At 68.1% G+C, this 17,094-nt stretch carries 15 protein-coding genes; 5 read left to right on the top strand and 10 right to left on the bottom strand.

All coding sequences use genetic code 11. The features are described from left to right. Positions 1-13: 13 nt before the first annotated feature. Positions 14-1,198 carry an alpha/beta fold hydrolase gene (locus tag NK1_RS00925; protein WP_063006715.1) on the bottom strand — a complete coding sequence of 395 codons (1,185 nt, stop codon included), beginning with the start codon at positions 1,196-1,198 and terminating at the stop codon, positions 14-16. A 194-nt stretch (positions 1,199-1,392) separates the two neighbouring features. On the opposite strand from NK1_RS00925, the gene NK1_RS00920 reads away from it, so the two are divergent. Then, positions 1,393-2,154: an SDR family NAD(P)-dependent oxidoreductase gene (locus NK1_RS00920; RefSeq protein WP_036505254.1), complete on the top strand. Its 762-nt coding sequence runs from the start codon at positions 1,393-1,395 to the stop codon at positions 2,152-2,154. Here the strand turns inward: NK1_RS00920 and NK1_RS00915 are convergent, their stop codons facing one another. Beyond that, on the bottom strand, positions 2,155-3,282 hold the full coding sequence (locus tag NK1_RS00915; protein WP_063006798.1) for a resuscitation-promoting factor: 1,128 nt from the start codon (positions 3,280-3,282) through the stop codon (positions 2,155-2,157). Between the two features lie 195 nt (positions 3,283-3,477). Beyond that, entirely contained in the window at positions 3,478-4,314 is an 837-nt protein-coding gene (locus tag NK1_RS00910) for a TatD family hydrolase (protein WP_036505201.1), read from the bottom strand. Positions 4,315-4,427: 113 nt separating this feature from the next. Between NK1_RS00910 and metG the strand changes: the two genes are divergently transcribed. Beyond that, the gene (metG, locus tag NK1_RS00905; RefSeq protein WP_063006714.1) at positions 4,428-5,990 is read left to right on the top strand and encodes a methionine--tRNA ligase; all 1,563 of its coding nucleotides are present in this window, start codon (positions 4,428-4,430) and stop codon (positions 5,988-5,990) included. A 22-nt stretch (positions 5,991-6,012) separates the two neighbouring features. After that, on the top strand, positions 6,013-6,660 hold the full coding sequence (locus tag NK1_RS00900) for a TetR/AcrR family transcriptional regulator (RefSeq protein ID WP_084460473.1): 648 nt from the start codon (positions 6,013-6,015) through the stop codon (positions 6,658-6,660). 54 nt (positions 6,661-6,714) lie between these two features. Here the strand turns inward: NK1_RS00900 and rsmI are convergent, their stop codons facing one another. After that, the gene (gene rsmI, locus NK1_RS00895) at positions 6,715-7,560 is read right to left on the bottom strand and encodes a 16S rRNA (cytidine(1402)-2'-O)-methyltransferase (protein ID WP_063006712.1); all 846 of its coding nucleotides are present in this window, start codon (positions 7,558-7,560) and stop codon (positions 6,715-6,717) included. A gap of 158 nt (positions 7,561-7,718) precedes the next feature. Between rsmI and NK1_RS00890 the strand changes: the two genes are divergently transcribed. Further along, positions 7,719-9,380, top strand: a complete 1,662-nt coding sequence (locus tag NK1_RS00890) for a dolichyl-phosphate-mannose--protein mannosyltransferase (RefSeq protein ID WP_063006711.1) — start codon at positions 7,719-7,721, stop codon at positions 9,378-9,380. A 6-nt stretch (positions 9,381-9,386) separates the two neighbouring features. On the opposite strand, the gene NK1_RS00885 is transcribed toward NK1_RS00890, so the two are convergent. Further along, positions 9,387-9,752 carry a GntR family transcriptional regulator gene (locus tag NK1_RS00885; protein WP_063006710.1) on the bottom strand — a complete coding sequence of 122 codons (366 nt, stop codon included), beginning with the start codon at positions 9,750-9,752 and terminating at the stop codon, positions 9,387-9,389. A gap of 7 nt (positions 9,753-9,759) precedes the next feature. Beyond that, complete coding sequence (arcA, locus tag NK1_RS00880; protein ID WP_063006709.1) at positions 9,760-10,986, bottom strand: arginine deiminase; 1,227 nt, start codon at positions 10,984-10,986, stop codon at positions 9,760-9,762. 146 nt (positions 10,987-11,132) lie between these two features. Between arcA and soxR the strand changes: the two genes are divergently transcribed. Continuing rightward, positions 11,133-11,690: a redox-sensitive transcriptional activator SoxR gene (gene soxR / locus NK1_RS00875; protein WP_084460472.1), complete on the top strand. Its 558-nt coding sequence runs from the start codon at positions 11,133-11,135 to the stop codon at positions 11,688-11,690. A gap of 12 nt (positions 11,691-11,702) precedes the next feature. Here soxR and NK1_RS00870 read toward each other — a convergent pair whose 3' ends face one another. The 4 genes from NK1_RS00870 to NK1_RS00855 all read right to left on the bottom strand — a co-directional run bounded on the left by NK1_RS00870 (position 11,703) and on the right by NK1_RS00855 (position 16,786). Continuing rightward, the gene (locus tag NK1_RS00870) at positions 11,703-12,599 is read right to left on the bottom strand and encodes an SDR family oxidoreductase (RefSeq protein ID WP_063006708.1); all 897 of its coding nucleotides are present in this window, start codon (positions 12,597-12,599) and stop codon (positions 11,703-11,705) included. Positions 12,600-12,683: 84 nt separating this feature from the next. After that, positions 12,684-13,811 carry a glycosyltransferase gene (locus NK1_RS00865; protein WP_063006707.1) on the bottom strand — a complete coding sequence of 376 codons (1,128 nt, stop codon included), beginning with the start codon at positions 13,809-13,811 and terminating at the stop codon, positions 12,684-12,686. 103 nt (positions 13,812-13,914) lie between these two features. Continuing rightward, positions 13,915-14,961, bottom strand: a complete 1,047-nt coding sequence (locus tag NK1_RS00860) for a GAF domain-containing protein (RefSeq protein ID WP_063006706.1) — start codon at positions 14,959-14,961, stop codon at positions 13,915-13,917. A 10-nt stretch (positions 14,962-14,971) separates the two neighbouring features. Continuing rightward, positions 14,972-16,786, bottom strand: a complete 1,815-nt coding sequence (locus NK1_RS00855) for a putative bifunctional diguanylate cyclase/phosphodiesterase (protein WP_063006797.1) — start codon at positions 16,784-16,786, stop codon at positions 14,972-14,974. Between the last annotated feature and the right edge of the window lie 308 nt (positions 16,787-17,094).

Here is a 17,094-nt window from a genome sequence, read left to right as displayed (position 1 = left end):
GCCCGACAAGGTATCAGGGCGCGTACGGCGTGGACTGCACGCGCGCGACGAACGCGTCCATCGCCGCCCACATCTGCGGATTCAGGTCGCAATGCTGCCCGGTGCCGACCACCGACCGCGCATCCACGCCGTTCGCGGCCAGCTGGGCGGCCAGCGCGGCGTGCAGCGGCGACGGCACGGTGCGGTCGGTGGCGTTGAGCAGCAACAGAATCGGCGCGTCGTAGCCGCTCGTGGGCACGGCCAGATAGTCGGTGAGCGCGGCCGTGAACCGCGGATCGCCCAGCGGTCGCGACAGCAGATCCCCGAGGGAGGCGCCGTTGACCTGCTCGACCATCCCGTCCAGGCACAGGGTTCCGATGCTGTCGAGCAGTTGGCGCCCACGCGGGCTCAGATAGCTGTCGACGTCGACATCCGGCCGGGTCTCCCGCATCCCGACCAGCACCCCCGCGATGAAGGCGGTACTGCCGTCGCCGAGCTGCGGGATATTCGGCACCCACGGCCCGGCGATGGGCAGCACATGTTCCAGATCCGATTCCGGGTCGACCGCGATGGTCCCGCGGAAGTCCAGCTCGGGCGCATAGCTCTGCTGGAGATGACCCGTGCCCAGCGCGGCCTGACCTCCCTGCGACGCACCGACGGCGATCCACGTGCGCGACAACTGCGGATAGGTCGCCCGCGCCGCCCGCAGCAGATCGATGGTGGCGGTCGCCTCGGACTGCCGCTCCAGATACGGATGCGGCCCGGTGTCGAACGCGCCCAGTCCGAGATAGTCGGGCGCGACCACCGCGAATCCCTTGGACTGGAAGTACTGCAGAATGCGGTCTTCCTTGGCGCGACCGGACGGATAGGGCGCGGTACCCGGATTCGAGATGCCGCTGCAGCCCATGCCGAGTCCGCTCGTGCCGTGGTCGTAGGCGACCACCGGCCAGCCACCCGCCGGCGGCTCACCCGGCGGAAGGAACACCGCACCACTGGCCGGCGCGGGCGCCCCCTGCGAAGTCGTCGTCCGATAGTCGAGCAACGCCCCTCCGGTCATGCCGTGCCAGCCGTCCGGCTGCGCGGTGACCGACATCGTCGTTCCGGCCGGCTCGGCCGCGGCCTGCGGCACCGCGACGACCGAGGCGGCCGCCAGTGCGGTGAACAGGGCCGCGGCCGTGAGCGGCCGACGGATCCGAGCCGAACATTTCGACAACCGCATGGGGCCACCTCACATCGTCGGGATCTGCTGATTTTACGGTGCACACACCGCACGGTCCGGAAATCCCCAGGCCGGAGCGTCGCGGAGCGTTGACGTCAATTGATACACGTTCTAGTTTCGGTGTACTCGCGGAACAGGCGGTGGCACATCCGGTCTCACCGCGCGCGACGCAGCAGGAGAGGACGGCCGCAATGATGCGCAGGCACGAGGGACGACGGGTGGTGGTGACCGGGGCGGGCTCGGGCATCGGGCGGGGCATCGTGGTGCGCATGCTCGCCGAGGGAGCGCACGTGGTCGGCGCCGACATCTCCGAGCCCGGGCTGAAAGAGACTGTGGCGGAGGTGGGTTCGGATCGCGATCGGCTCCATACCGTCACCGTCGACGTGGCCGATCCGGAATCGGTGCGCCCCGCCGTGGCCGCGGCCGTCGATCATCTCGGCGGATTGGACGTACTGGTCAACGCGGCCGGGATCATGCGCACCGCGCATACCCACGAGATGGCGTTCGAGAGCTGGAATCAGGTGATCGGCATCAATCTCACCGGCACCTTCCTGATGATGCAGGCGGCCATCCCGACCCTGCTGCAGTCCGATCATCCGGTGATCGTGAACTTCTCCTCCACCGCCGCACTCGGCGCGAACCCGTACATGGCCGCCTACGCCGCATCCAAGGGCGGCGTGAACGCGATGACCCATGCGGTCGCACTGGAGTATTCACAGAAGGGCCTGCGCGCGGTGAACATCGTCCCGGGCGGCATCACCAGCGGCATCACCAACAACCTGCAAACTCCCGAGGATGCCGACTGGAACCTCTTCTCCCGGCTGACCGGCTGGCTCAACGGCGGCGCCCTGGGCGAACCCGCCGACGTCGCGGGCGTGGTCGCCATGGTCGCCTCCGAGGACGGCCGCTACATCACCGGCTCGGAGATCCGCGTCGACGGCGGGGCCTTGATGTGACTAGCTGATCCCGAGGCGACTCGTGCACGCGGGCCAGGCACCCCAGCCCTGCCGGGCCCGCGTCACCTCGGCGATCGCGATCTGCTCCTCCCGGGTGGCGAGATCCGGCCGCTCGGCGTACTTCAGACCGCCCTGCCGGGACCAGGTGCTCTGGTCGAACTGGATGCCGCCGAAGTACCCGTTGCCGGTATTGATGGCCCAGTTGCCGCCGGATTCGCATTTGGCCAGCGCGTCCCAGACCGCACCGTCGCGCACCGGCGGCACCTCGGTGCCGGGTTTGGCGCCCTTGCGGACGGTCTTGGGCTGGGCGGGCACGACGACGGTATGCCCGACGGCCTCGCGCGACTCTTCCCTGCCGTTGACGATCGAGACCGCGTAGGTGACGTCCTGCACCCCGGCCTTGCCGGGATTCTCGACGACGGTCCGGCTCATGTTGAGGTCGGTGTCCTCGATGATGTTCTCGGTCGGGTCGAGCGGTTCGCGTTCGGTGACCTTCTCGGTGTGCTTGCGGGTGACGGTGATCTTCATACCGTCGTGCAGCGGGGTGACGGCCGCGGGCTGCACGGTGTCCTCGCCGGTCAGTGGCACGCCCTGCACCTGCAGAAGCTCCCCGACCGTCGGTGCGGCCAGCCGCACGTAGCTCATCGGTTCGCCGTTGTCAGACAGCTGCACGGTGCGCGGGCTGGTGACGGCCAGCGCGGCGCCCTGCAGCGGCAGCGGGGTGGGACGCGAGGGCGAGACGAAGACGTCGCCGGGCAGCTGCAGTTGAGTCAGCGCGTCGGCGACGGTGTAGGCGGTGGTCCACACCTGTTTGGTCTTGCCGTCGAAGGTCAGCGCGATCTGCCGGGCACGGTTGAGCGTGATGGTGGCGCCGTTGGTGACGTCGGCATCCCCGGACGGCGACACCGAATCCTTACCGGCCAGCTTGTAGCCGCCGGCCTTGAGCACACCCTTCACACTGGCGGCCATGGTCGTGACGGTCGTGCGCTGACCGTCAACGACCAGGGTGACGGTCTTGCGGCTGACGATCGCCAGACTCGCCCCGATGATCAGGGTGATCAGCATCGCGGCGATCGCCGCATACAGCAGCGGCGAGCGCGACGCGTTGATCCGCTGGAGAGCGGATATCCGAAACTCCGGCATGGTCACAATACGATAACGAGGGGGTCAGTCCCTGGCAACTACATGCCGTGGAACAGGGGATTTCCACATCACGATTCGATATCGACGATCCGGAAATATCACGACCGCGCAATCGTAAGTGAACTGGAGCACACCTCGCATTCCGGTCGCGTTTTATGTGACGCACCGCACGCGCCGGGCTCAGCGCCTCGGCAACCGGTAGACCCGCTCCGCATTGGCGGTGGTGATCTCGGCCAGCGCCGCCGGATCCTGTTCGCGCAGCTCGGCCAGGGCCCGCACGGTGTAGGGCAGGCAGTACGGCTCGTTCGGCGCGCCCCGGAACGGGTGCGGGGTCAGGAACGGCGCATCGGTCTCCACCAGGATCAGCTCGTCCGGCACCAGCTTCGCGGCCTCGCGCAGTTCGTGCGCGTTCCGGAAACTCACCGTCCCGGAGAAGCTGAGCAGATACCCCTCGGCCACGCAGGCCAGCGCCATATTGGCGTCGGAGGAGAAGCAGTGGAAGATCACCGTCTCCGGCGCGCCCTCGTCCAGCAGGACCGCCAGCACGTCGTGATCGGCCTCGCGGTTGTGGATCATCAACGGCTTGCCGAGTCGCTTCGCGAGGTCGATATGCCAGCGGAAACCCTCGACCTGATCCTCGATATCGGCGCAGCCGTCGAGTTTGCCGGGCCAGTAGTAGTCGAGCCCGGTCTCACCGACGGCGACCACGCGGGGGTCGGCGGCCAGCTTCTCCAGTTCGGCGCGGGCGGCGTCGTCCAGGGCATTCGCCCGGGTCGGATGCAGTGCGACCGCCGCGTACACGCGCGGATCCCAGTGCGCGGCGTCGACGGCGAAGCGGGCGGCATCGAGGTCGTCGGCAATGGTCACCACCCGGCCGACACCCACGGCGGCGGCCCGATCCACCATGGCGGCAACCGATTCCGCGTCCTCGGCGCCGCACGCATCGAGGTGGGTGTGCGCGTCGATCAACGGCGACAGCGGTTCGGGCGGCTCGGGTGCGGGTCGTTTACCGGGCATCGGACCAGATTAGACACACCGCACCGACGGCAGGTGACCCCGGCGGGACCGCCGAGCGGACGACGGGATATCGACGCGAGGGATTATGGGCGGCGGATTAGAGTGGACACACCATGAGCGCACCCGAACGCACATCACCGGCCTTCTACATCACCACGGCGATCGCCTATCCCAACGGCGCGCCGCATATCGGCCATGCCTACGAGTACATCTCCACCGATACGCTGGCCCGGTTCAAGCGGCTCGACGGCTACGACGTGTTCTTCATGACCGGCACCGACGAGCACGGCCAGAAGGTGCAGCAGGCCGCGCGCGCCGCCGGCGTCTCCGTGGAGGAATACGCCGCGCGCAATTCGGATGTGTTCGAACGCATGGACAAGGCGCTCGACATTTCCTACGACCGGTTCATCCGCACCACCGACGAGGATCACCTCGCCGCCAGCATCGCGATCTGGGAGCGCATGCAGGCCAACGGCGATATCTACCTCGACACCTATTCGGGCTGGTACTCGGTGCGCGACGAGGCCTTCTACACCGAGGAGGAGACCACCGTCACCGAGGACGGGACGCGCCTGGCGACCGAAACCCGGACCCCGGTGGAATGGACCGAGGAGTCGAACTACTTCTTCCGGTTGTCGAAATATCAGGACCGGCTGCTCGAACTGTACGAGACCACACCGGATTTCATCCTGCCCGCGACCCGGCGCAACGAAATAGTCAGCTATGTGAAGGCCGGTCTGAAGGATCTGTCGATTTCCCGCACCACCTTCGACTGGGGTGTGCCGGTGCCCGGCGATCCGGCGCATGTGATGTACGTGTGGGTGGACGCGCTCACCAACTATCTGACCGGAGTCGGATTCCCGAATACCGATTCGGCCGCCTTCCAGCGGTTCTGGCCGGCGAATGTGCACATCATCGGCAAGGACATCACCCGCTTCCACACCGTCTACTGGCCGGCATTCCTGATGTCGGCGGGTATCGAATTGCCGAAACGCGTTTTCGTACACGGCTTCTTGTTCAACAAGGGCGAGAAGATGTCGAAGTCGGTCGGCAATGTGGTGGATCCGCTGGCGCTGGTCGACCAGTACGGTCTCGACGCGGTGCGATTCTTCCTGCTGCGTGAGATCTCCTACGGCCAGGACGGTTCCTACAGCCACGACGCCATCGTCGGGCGGATCAACACCGACCTGGCCAACGAGTACGGCAATCTGGTGCAGCGCAGCCTGAAGATGGTGGCGCGCGATTTCGATTCCGCCGTACCGACTCCCGGCGAATTCACCGACGCCGATCGGGAACTGCTCGATCGCGCGAACGGCCTGCTGGAGCGCTGCCGCACCGAATTCGACGGGCAGCAGCTGCATCTGGCGCTCGAGGCGGTCTGGCTGACTCTCGGCGAGACGAACAAGTACTTCTCCGCGCAGCAGCCGTGGGCGCTGGCCAAGTCGGGCACGCCCGAGGATGTGGCCCGCGAGGCGACCGTGCTGTACGTGACCCTCGAGGTGCTGCGGATCGTGTCGATCCTCGTGCAGCCGGTGATCCCGGGTTCGGCCGGGCGGATTCTCGACCAGCTCGGCCAGACCGCGCGCACCTTCGCCGATCTCGCGACACCGATCGAGGCCGGACTGGCCCTCCCCGCGCCGGAACCGGTGTTCCCGAAGTACATCGAACCGAAGTAGAAGCAGGCGACCGGAGCCGGTTATGGATGCGGATTTCGCCGAGCGCCACCGCAGCGTTCGCGCCCACGCGCTCGGCACCCCCCGGGGCCGGCTCATCGGCGCGATGGTCGAATGTGTCGGCGCCCGAGGCTTTTCCACGGTCACGCTGACCGATATCGTCGGCCGCGCCCACGTCTCACGCAGTACCTTCTACGAACATTTCGGCAACAAGGAGCACTGCTTCATCGAGGCGGTGCACACCGGTGTCGAGATCATCCGCACCCGGATCGCGGAGGAGCTGGCACACCTGCCCGAGGAGGTCGATCCGCGGCAGCGCATCGCCACCATGATCAGCACGTTCTGTTCGGTGGTGGCGGCCGAACCGGATTTCGCGCGGCTCATCCTGGTGGAATCGTTGCTGGTCGGCGATGCGACCGCGGAGTTCCGCGATCTGGCGGTGGACCACTTCGCCACCCTGTACCGCACTTTCCACGATCAGGCGCGCGCCGCCGATCCCGGGATTCCGGCACTGCCGGACGAGGTGATCGCCCTGGTCCCCGACGCCATCGGCGAACGCACGCGGCGAGTGCTGGTCCGTGAGGGCGCGCATCGCGTTCCCGACATGGCGCCCACCTTCATCGAATTCGCGAATACCGTGCTGGGGCTCGCGCCGGTCGTCGCGCGCGTGTGATCGAGACGGGCGCGGTGGTGGATGCCCCGCCGGGCCCGGTCGAGCGGATCTGCGCTACTCCGCGCGGGCGGCCAGGACCGCGTCGTAGAGTTCGCGTCGCGAGACTCCGCCCGCCCGCGCGGCCACCTGCGCGCAGGCGTCCTTGAGGCGGGTGCCGTCGGCGACCAGTTCCTCCACCTCGTCGACCAGATCGACCGGGTCGGCCGAAACCGGTTGCGCCCCTTCGACCACCACCGTGATCTCTCCGCGCGCGCCTTCGACGGCCCATTCCGCCAGCTCGCCGAGTCCGCCGCGCACGACCTCCTCGTAGGTCTTGGTCAGCTCCCGGCACACCGCGGCCCGGCGTTCGGGGCCCAGCACCTCGGCGGCATCGGCCAGGCAGCCGGCGAGCCGATGCGGCGCCTCGAAGAACACCACCGCGCGCGGCTCGGTGACCAGCGTCGCGAGCCACTGCTTGCGCTGCCCGGACTTGCGCGGGGCGAAGCCGTCGAAGCAGAACCGTTCCATCGGCAGTCCGGACAGGGCCAGGGCGGTGGTGACGGCCGAGGGACCGGGCAGACAGGTCACCGCCAGGCCCCGCTCGATACATGCCGCGACCATCCGATAACCGGGATCGCTGACCGAGGGCATCCCCGCATCGGTGACCAGCAGCACGGTCCTCCCGGATTCGATCTCGTCCAGTAGCAACGGAATTCGCGCGGCCTCCACATGATCGTAGAAGCTCACCATCCGCCCGCTGATCTCCACCTCGAGCGCCTTGGCCAGCGCCCGGGTCCGGCGGGTGTCCTCGGCGGCCACGATGTCCGCGCTCGCGAGGGCGTCGCGCAACCGCTGCGACGCATCACCGATATCGCCCATCGGCGTCGCCGCCAGCACCAACCGCCCGCCGTGCTCGCCCATCGCCGTCCTTTCACCGCCGGCCGACCCATCCGACCGGCCGCCACCGCGCACCCGCGCCCGGTCCGGGCAAACGCTACCCCTGGGACGGACCGCGCCCGAGTCCGCAGGTCGGCTCACCGCCGCGCAGCCCACCGCCGCACACCGCATACGATCGGAGCGTGACCCAGCTGACCGATACGCGACCGGCGATCGGCGCGGGCCCGGCCTTGTCCAGTCCGGCGCCGCTGCGCCCCGCACCCGATTTCGGACCGACCGACCGGGCCCGAGGCTGGCTGGTCACGCTATTCCTGACGGTGGTCGCCGCGGTCACCCGGTTCACCATGCTGAACTACCCGACCGACGCCGGCACCCCGGTCTTCGACGAGAAGCACTACGCACCGCAGGCCTGGCAGATGCTCACCGGCGGCGGGGTCGAGGACAATCCGGCCTATGGGCTGGTGGTCCATCCGCCGGTCGGTAAACAGATGATCGCGCTGGGTGAAGCGCTGTTCGGCTACACCAGCTGGGGCTGGCGATTCACCGCGGCGATCTTCGGATCGCTGCTGGTCCTGCTGGTCATCCGCATCACCCGGCGAATGACCCGATCCACCCTCATCGGCGCGATCGCGGGTGTGCTGCTGATCGCCGACGGCCTGACCTTCGTGTCCTCGCGCATCGGCATGCTCGACATCTTCCAGGCGGTCTTCGTCGTCGGCGCCTTCGGCTGCCTGATCGTCGATCGCGACGAGATGCGGGCCCGCCTCGCCCGGGCCGACGCCGAAGGCCGGACAGCGCCCGCGGCGCGAGCGGCGGGCCCGGAGGCGGCAGCGCGCGTAACCACGGAGGGCACTGGGAGCGCCGCCATCGCATTCAGCGTGTTCGGGCCGCGACTGGGTGTGCGGTGGTGGCGGTTCGGGGCCGGTCTGCTGCTGGGGCTGTCGTGCGGAACGAAGTGGTCGGGCCTGTATTTCATCCTGTTCTTCGGGCTGATGACGGTGTGTTTCGATGTGGCCGCGCGCAAGGCCTACGGGGTGCCGCGTCCCTGGGCCGGCACGGCGGTCCGCGATATCGGTCCGGCTCTGTATGCGCTGGTGGCGATTCCGCTGCTGGTCTATCTGGCCACCTATTGGGGCTGGTTCGCCAGCGAGGACGGTTACGACCGCTATTCGGTGGGCAATGCCGTCGGCACCGGCGGCACCTGGTCGTGGATTCCGGACGCGTTGCGTTCGCTGTGGCACAACCAGGCCGAATCGCTGAAATTCCATCAGAGCCTGACCAATTCGGCCGGTAACCATCACCCGTGGGAATCCAAGCCGTGGTCGTGGCCGATGGGCCTGCGCCCGATGCTGTACTACTACGCCGACAACGGGGTCACCGGCTGTGGGCAGGCGGTCTGTGTGAAGGCCGTGATGCTGATCGGTACCCCGGCGATGTGGTGGCTGTCGCTGCCGATGCTCGCCTGGGCGGTGTGGCGCACCGCCACCCGCCGCGACTGGCGATATGCGGCGATGCTGGTCGGCTACGGCGCCGGGCTGCTGCCGTGGTTCGCGGATCTGGACCGGCAGATGTACTACTTCTACGCGGTCCCGATGGCGCCGTTCCTCGCGATGGGCCTCGCCTTGACGCTCGGCGACATCCTCGGCCCCGCGCCGCTGGTGCGCGCCCGGTCGGGGCGGTGGTTCGCGCTGTCCGGCGAACGCCGAAGTCTCGGACTACTTCTGGTGTGCCTGTATCTGGGTCTGGTGATCGCCAATTTCATCTGGTTGTGGCCCATTCTCACCGCCCTGCCGATCACGCCGTCCAACTGGCACGACCACCTCTGGCTACCCAGCTGGCGTTGAGGTCGGCTAGGGGGTCTCGCCCAGCGCCGCCCGCACGTAGCGCAGCGCCGCGTCGTCGTCGAGCCCCAATCGGCGTACCACCGCAACGTATTCCGTGGCCGCGCGCCCGGCCGCGTCGCGAGTCGGATCACCGGAGGAGGCGATGAACGACCCGAGCCGCCCCCGGGTCTCGAGCACACCGTCCTGTTCGAGCTCGCGGTAGGCGCGCGCGACGGTGTTCGGCGCCAAGCCGAGCTGAACGGCCAGTGCACGCACCGTCGGAATCTTGGTTCCGGCGGTGAGTTCGCCGGATTGCACCCGGGCGACGATGCCCAGCCGCAGTTGTTCGTACGGCGGGACCGTCGATTGATGGTCGACCGGGATATCCAGCATCGGTTTTTCACACCTCGTCACGCGACAGCGGGCAGGACAGGCAACGGGGCCCGCCACGCCCGGAACCCAGTTCGGATCCCGGAATGGTCAGCACCTCGATGCCCGCATCGGCCAGCCGTGTATTCGTATTCTCGTTGCGTTCATAGGCCACCACGACCCCGGGCGCCAGTGCGAGGGTGTTGTTGCCGTCGTCCCACTGTTCCCGCTCGGCGGTCACCCCGTCCAGCCCGGTGTCGATGACCCGTAGTTTGTCGATCCCCATCGCCTCGGCCGCGGCGGGCAGGAACGGATCGGGACCACTCATCCGCACCGAATCGCCGTCGGACCGGATGGTGAACGCGCGCAACGAATTCTGCACACCCGGGTACATCACCACCGCATCGCGGTCGACCATGGTGCACACGGTGTCCAGATGCATGGTGGCCCGGTTCTGCGCGATCGGCACCACCAGCACGGTGTGGGCCAGCGCATCGTCGAAGAGGCTGCGCGCCAACGCTTCCGCACCCGCCGGCGAGGTGCGCTCCCCCACCCCGATCGCGACCACGCCGGGCGAAAGCAGCAGCACGTCACCGCCTTCCATCGGTGCGGTGTGCGATTCGTAGGCCCGGCGCACGCCGAGGAATCGCGGATGGAACGCGTATACCAGGTCGGTGAGCGAGGTTTCGCGAGCGCGGGCCGGCAGCGCGAGCGACGTGATCGCCACCTTGGGCCCCACCCAGAACGAGGAATCGCGGGTGAACAGCAGATTCGGCAGCGGTTCGATGACGAAATCGGTGCCGTGGTGCATCCGCCGCACCAGTGAGGCGGCATCCGGTTCGAACGGCAATTCGTCGAAGGTCATGCCGGCCATGAGGATTCGCGACAGATCCGGCGCGGGCACCGCGCGCAGATAGGTCTTCAGTTCCTCGGCGAGGGCGTAGCCGATGCGGCGGGCGTCGACGGCCGCGGTGATGCCCATACTGCGTCCGGCGCCGCTGACCGCGAGCGTCTCGGTCAGCAGATCGGCGAGCAACAGCACCTCGACGCCCCGGCCGCGCAGCACATCGGCGAAGATCTCGTGCTCCTGCTGGGCCCGCTCGACCCAGGGAATGGCGTCGAACAACAGTTGATCGTTGTTACGCGGCGTGAGTCGGCGCAGCTCATCGCCCGGGCGATGCAGCAGTACCGCGCGCAGCGTCCCGACCTCGGTCGTCACGGAAAACGGTCGCGCCGGGGGCACAGCCTCTGTTCCCATATCCCGACCGTAATGGGCCGTCGCCGGGTTGGCACGAAATTGTTCGCCGACCGCACCGTATCCGGCTCCGGACGCTGCCCCCGCTGCGCGGCGGCGAAGTTCCCGGTTCTCGCCCGGCCACCCAGAACCTGAAGTATCGTTGAGGTATGCAGCATACGACGTGGCAAGCCAAGGAGCTCACCCCCGGCCAACTGTCGGAACGCAGTGGCGTCGCGGTGTCGGCACTGCATTTCTACGAACGCGAGGGCCTGATCGCCAGCCGCCGCACCAGCGGAAACCAGCGCCGATACTCACGGGAAACGCTGCGCAGGGTGGCATTCATCCGGATCTCGCAGCGCGTCGGAATTCCGCTCAGCGAAATTCGCAAGGCTCTCGACACCCTACCGGAGGGGCGGACGCCCAATCGGAAGGATTGGGAACGATTGTCGGTAACGTGGCGCACCGATCTCGATCAGCGGATCGAACAGCTCACCCGGTTGCGCAACAGCCTCACCGACTGCATCGGCTGTGGGTGTCTGTCACTGGGCAGCTGCCGGATCGTCAACTATCACGACCGGCTCGGCGACGAGGGCCCCGGCGCGCGCACGCTGGATGTGAGCATCGACTGCACGCGGGCCGAGGGATGCGAGGAACCGCCCGCGGCGGGCCGCGAAAATCTCACGGATGCCGATGTGGCGGCGTGCGCCGAGAAGATGTGCGGATGAATCCCGCCGAGCTCAGCGCAGGAAGCGGTTGAACTGGTCGTTGGCGCGGCGCATCGTGAACTCGTAGGGCCAGGCGAACTTTCGCGCCCACCAATATCCGAACCGCACGTCGAACGAGGTGTAGACGAGGAAGCGATTCTTCTCGATGCCCCGGAAGATGGCTCGCGCGGCCTGGTCGGGTGAGGCGGCGTGCGACTGGAAACGCTTCACATACCGTTGGATTCGCGGATCGTCGCGGTCCACACCGGCGATCTCGACGGTCTGCACCAGATGGGTGTTCACCGCGCCCGGCGCCACCAGATGCACCGTGATCCCGTGCCGGGCCAGGTCGAAGCGCAGCACCTCCGAGACGCCGCGCAACCCGTATTTGCTCGCGCTGTAGGCCGCATGCCAGGGAAAGGCCAGCAGCCCCGCCGCCGAGGACACGTTGACCAGCGCGCCGCCCCGCCCGGCCCGCACCATCTCCGGCACGAAGCTCTCGATGACGTGGATCGGACCCATCAGATTCACATCGACCATCGAGCGCCAGTGCCGGTGCTCGAGATTCTCGACGGTGCCCCAGGCCGAGATGCCGGCCACGTTCATCACCACGTCCAGGCTGCCGTGCCGATCGTGCACGTCGCGGGCGAAGGCGGCGACCGCCTCGTAATCGCTGATGTCGAGAGCCCGCGATGCCAGCACCTTGCCGCCGGTGCGCCCGATTTCCTCGACGGTATCCGCGAGCCCGGCGGCGTCGATATCGGTCAGGACGAGTTCGGCCCCCTGTGCGGCGGCGGCGATCGCGGTCGCCCGACCGATTCCGCTGGCCGCGCCGGTGACCAGAGTCTTCTTGCCGCTCACGGACTTCAAGCGATCACGCACGCCGTTCCTCGAATGCTCTGCGGTGTGATGCCGGTGCTGGGCCGGCATCCGGACTGACTATCTCCGTCGCCCTGGAGCATACGTGTTCCCCGACACACCGCATCCGTACCGGGCCGCACGGGCACGTCGCGGCTACGACAACCCGCGCAATACCGACAGCATCCCGGCGACCGCGACCGGCCACGGGAATTGTTCGGCCCGCGAGCGCGCCGCACGCCGTCGCTGCGCCGCCGGGCGGGCCAGCACATCGGTGACGGCCTCGGCGAAGGCTGACGGGTGATCGGCGGCCACGGCCCCGCATTCGGCGGTCACGATGTCGGCCAGCGCCGAGGAACGGCTCGCCACCACCGGGGTGCCGGCGGCCAATGCCTCGAGCGCCGCCAGTCCGAAGGTTTCGTGCGGACCGGGCGCGAGGGAGATGTCGGCGCTGGCCAGCAGGGTCGCCAAATGCGTTCGGTCGTCGATGAATCCGGCGAAATGGACGCCGGGACGCCCGTCGGGCAAAGCCGCCACGCCGCGCGCCTGCCGGACCAGCGCGTCGCGGCGCGGGCCGTCCCCCGCGACCACCAGGCGCACGTTCACCCCGCCCCGGCGCAGATGATCCACCGCCTCGATACTGCGATCGACCCGCTTCTCCACCGACAGCCGCCCGCAGTGCACCACCAGATGCGAACCACCGAGCCGCGCTCGCAGGGCCCGATCGTGACGATGCGGCGCGAACAGTTCCAGATCCACCCCCAACGGGACGAGCGCGACATTCGGGGCATCGATCCGGTCGAATTCCGCGCGGGCGAACGCCGTCGTGCAGACGACCATGTCGTAATCGGCGGCGGTGCGACGGTTGGCCACATCGGCGGCTCGGCGAGCGACCGAGGTGGGCAGCACCTGGCCGAGCAACCGGTCGAGACGCTCGTGCGAGATCATCACCGACGCGATATCCCGGCGGCGGGCCCACCGTCCGAAACCGCGCAGCGTCAGCCGATCCGACACCTCGAGCGCATCCGGCGCCAACCCCACCAGCAGATCGGCGACACGACGCGGATCGGCCGCGCGATATCCGCCGGTCCACGGAATCCCCACTGCCGGCACGGTCATCCGCACCACACCGTTGGGCAGGATCTCCTCGCCCCGGCGCGCGCCCGGCACGATCAGCACCACCTCGTGCCCGGCCCCCACATATCCGGCGCCGAGGTGATGCAGTGCGGTGCGAAGTCCGCCCGAACGCGGCCCGTAGAAGTTCGCCAGCTGAGCGATGCGCACGCGCCGATCGTCCCCGTCCCGCGAACCGGCGGGACGAACACGGGATGAATGCTCGCGAAAGCCTGAGCCAATGCCGCGTCCTCGGTCTGCGGGCGCGCGCGGCTCAGCCGGCGGCTACGACCCTGATCATGCCGTGCGCGCGCTCCGAACCGAGCCTCGACAATTCCGCCCGCACCACGATCCAGTCCGAACGTTCGAATCGGATGCGAAATTCGAATTCCCTTGCCGACGAGTCGATCTCATCGGCGAGGACGGCCGCGAACGCGGCCCGGTAATCCCGCTGATCATCGGGATGCACGAGCGGCCGTTCGGTGCTCCAGCGTTCCAGCGGCGGTGGCGGCGGACTGGCCCACTCGTACACCAGCCCCATCGCCAATTCGACGAACCCCACACCGGCATCGGTCGACCGCGATACCGCCCGGGTGATCGCCAGATCGGTATCCGGGCGCGGCGGGCTGACGTCGGTGATCTCGTGCACCAGCGCGCGGGTGACATGCGCGGTCCGGGGCGAGACGGCCAGATGCGGATCCTCGCGATGCACCCGGACGACCAGCTGGAAGTTGCGCACGATCTCGTCGTCACCGCGAATCGCCAGTTCCCCCTGCCAGCGACCGGCCGGGTCGGTCCCCGCCACCACCGCGGTGTAGCCCATCCGCTCGTCGAAGCGCACCATCCGCCCGAACACCTCCGGCGGCGTGCGCACCACCCGCACGTGTTCGCGGGCGCGGGCGAAGGCGAGTTCCTCCAGGCCGGGGCCGTGATGGGCGAGTTCGGTATCGGAATCCCAGTCCCATGCCGCGACCGCGCGCCGGGGCGGCGGCTGCTGTCCCGCGCCACCCACCCATACCTGCACCCCGTGCACTGCCCCGAACGCGCAGAAGACCGGCACCGCGATCGCGGTCCAGCCGCCCTCGGAGACGACGATCCGGCCGTCCGCCGACTCCACCGAGCCGGACGGAACGGTCGCTGCTGCTATCTCGACGGCGGCGACGGCCAGCGCGGAGGCACCTGCCCCGAGGGAGCGTCCGGCGCGCGAAAGACTCGTCCATTCCCGGACGCGAGGCCCGTCGGCGACGATCGTCGGCGCATTCGCGGGCGCGAGCGTTTCCACCAGGAGCCATGGCGAACCCACGGATTCGGCGACGGCCATCCGCGGGAAATCAGATCCGATGCGCCCCACGGGAAACCCGCGGGAGTTCCAGGTCGAGCGGGATCCGCCCCTCCGCCAGATGCGGTTCGGCCTCGTCGGCGGGCATCGGCCGCGCGATGAGGAAGCCCTGCGCCCGATAGCAGCCCAGCCCGACCAGGGTGCGCGCGGCCACCGCCGTCTCCACCCCTTCGCCGACCACCCCGAGGCCGAACGAACCGGCAAGTCCCACAATGGATTTCACGATCGCCAGATCGTCGGTACTGGCGCCGAGCCGCTGCACGAAACCGCGGTCGATCTTCACCGCGTCCACCGGCAGGGCCTTGAGATGCGACAGCGAACTGTAGCCGGTGCCGAAATCGTCGATCGCGATCTGCACGCCCATGCGCTTGAGTCCGCGCAAGGTCACCTGCGTGCGGGTCAGATCCGAGACCACGACGTGTTCGGTGATCTCCAGACACACCGAACTGCCGTCGATTCCGTGCCGGCGCAGCACATCCTCGACACATTCCACGAAGTCCAGGCTCACCAGCTGCACCGGCGAGACGTTGATCCGGATCACCACGTTCGAGGCGAGCCCGGCGCGCCGCCATTTCGCGAATTGCGCCAGGGCCGTGCGCAATACCCAGCGACCGAGTTCGCCGGCCAGATTCGTGGCCTCGGCCACCCCGACGAACGCACCGGGCGGCAGCAGTCCGCGGGTGGGATGCTGCCAGCGCACCAACGCCTCCAGCGCCACGATGCGCCCGGTCCGCAGATCCACCTCGGGCTGATAGTGCAGCAGCAGCGAACCGTCGGAGACCGCGCCGCGCAGATTCAATTCGACGTCGTCCTGCAGTTCGAACTGCGCGCGCATGGCATCGGTGAACACCGCGACGCCGTTGCCGCCACCGGATTTCGCCGACAACAGCGCGTGGTCGGCCCGGCGCAACAGATCGGCGACAGTGGTCTCTCCCGGCATACCCAGCGCGACACCGACACTCGCGCCGCGGCTCACCGTTTCCCCGCCGACCGACACCCGGCGGGTGATCAACTGCTGAATCCGGGTGGCCTCTAGTTCGGCCGCGACCGGATCCACCGGTTTGGCCGGAACGATCACGAATTCGTCGCCGCCCAGCCGCGCGATCATGTCGTTCGGATCGAGATGTTCCTTCAGCCGCGACGACAGGGTGCGGATGAAATTGTCACCGGCGGTATGCCCCAGGAAATCGTTGAGCGCCTTGAGCCGGTCGAGATCGAGGAAGAAGGCGGCGACCGGCCCCGAACTGCCCGGACGCAATCGCTCCTCCATATGTTCGAGCAGGGCGCGACGGTTGGCCAATCCGGTGAGGTCGTCGTGCAGGGCGATGTAGCGCAGCCGTTCCTCGGCCACCACCCGGGCCTGCAATTGCGCCAGCAGCGCCGCGATCGCCTTCAGGACGTTGATCTCCCGGGTGCTCCACTGCCGGTCGCCCTGTTTCATGAATCCGAGTAATCCGGTCGGCTCACCGCGCGACATCAGCGGAACGGTCGCGGTCGTCACATCGCTCAATCCGGAACGGCGAATCGTCTCCTGATAGTCGGAGAATTCCGGGGTGGGGCGGGCGATCATCGGTTCGGTGGCGTGCTCGACGGCGCGGAACACCGAATCGGCCTGTTCGAAATACACCACACGCAGCGGGTCGGGGTCGGGCACGTCCTGACGCGGCGGCCATTCGGCGACCAGCACCGTCGCCCGCCGCTCCCGGTCGGTATGGCGGACGAAACTGAAATCGACGTCGAAGTAGTCGACCAGCTTGGCCAGCACTCGTTCGGTCGCCGCCACCATCGTCGTGGCGTCGACACCCATCAACTCCGCGGCGACCTGGGTCACCAACGAGTCGAGCGTTCGCCGAGGCACCTTGTCTCCGATCGCGCTATCCACGGCATGTCAAGGGAAGGACGTCCACGCCCCGAGCGCCGATGAATCCGCCCTGAACCGACGCTAGTGTATCGACGTATTGCGATGAAATCGCGGCGAGTTCGCGGAGAGATGCGGCAGAGAATTCGCCGAGGGCCGGCACGGGGGCCGTACGGCGGGGTCGCACAGGGTGGTCAGCAGCCATATCGTCGCAGCGCCTCCGGTGCGACTTCCAGCCCAGTCATACGGTTCCTACT

It is taken from the genome of Nocardia kruczakiae NBRC 101016 (assembly GCF_001612965.1).
GTDB classification, from domain to species: domain Bacteria; phylum Actinomycetota; class Actinomycetes; order Mycobacteriales; family Mycobacteriaceae; genus Nocardia; species Nocardia kruczakiae.
Note: the sequence above shows the minus strand (reverse complement) of the source record. Positions and strands in the feature narration are given on the sequence as shown.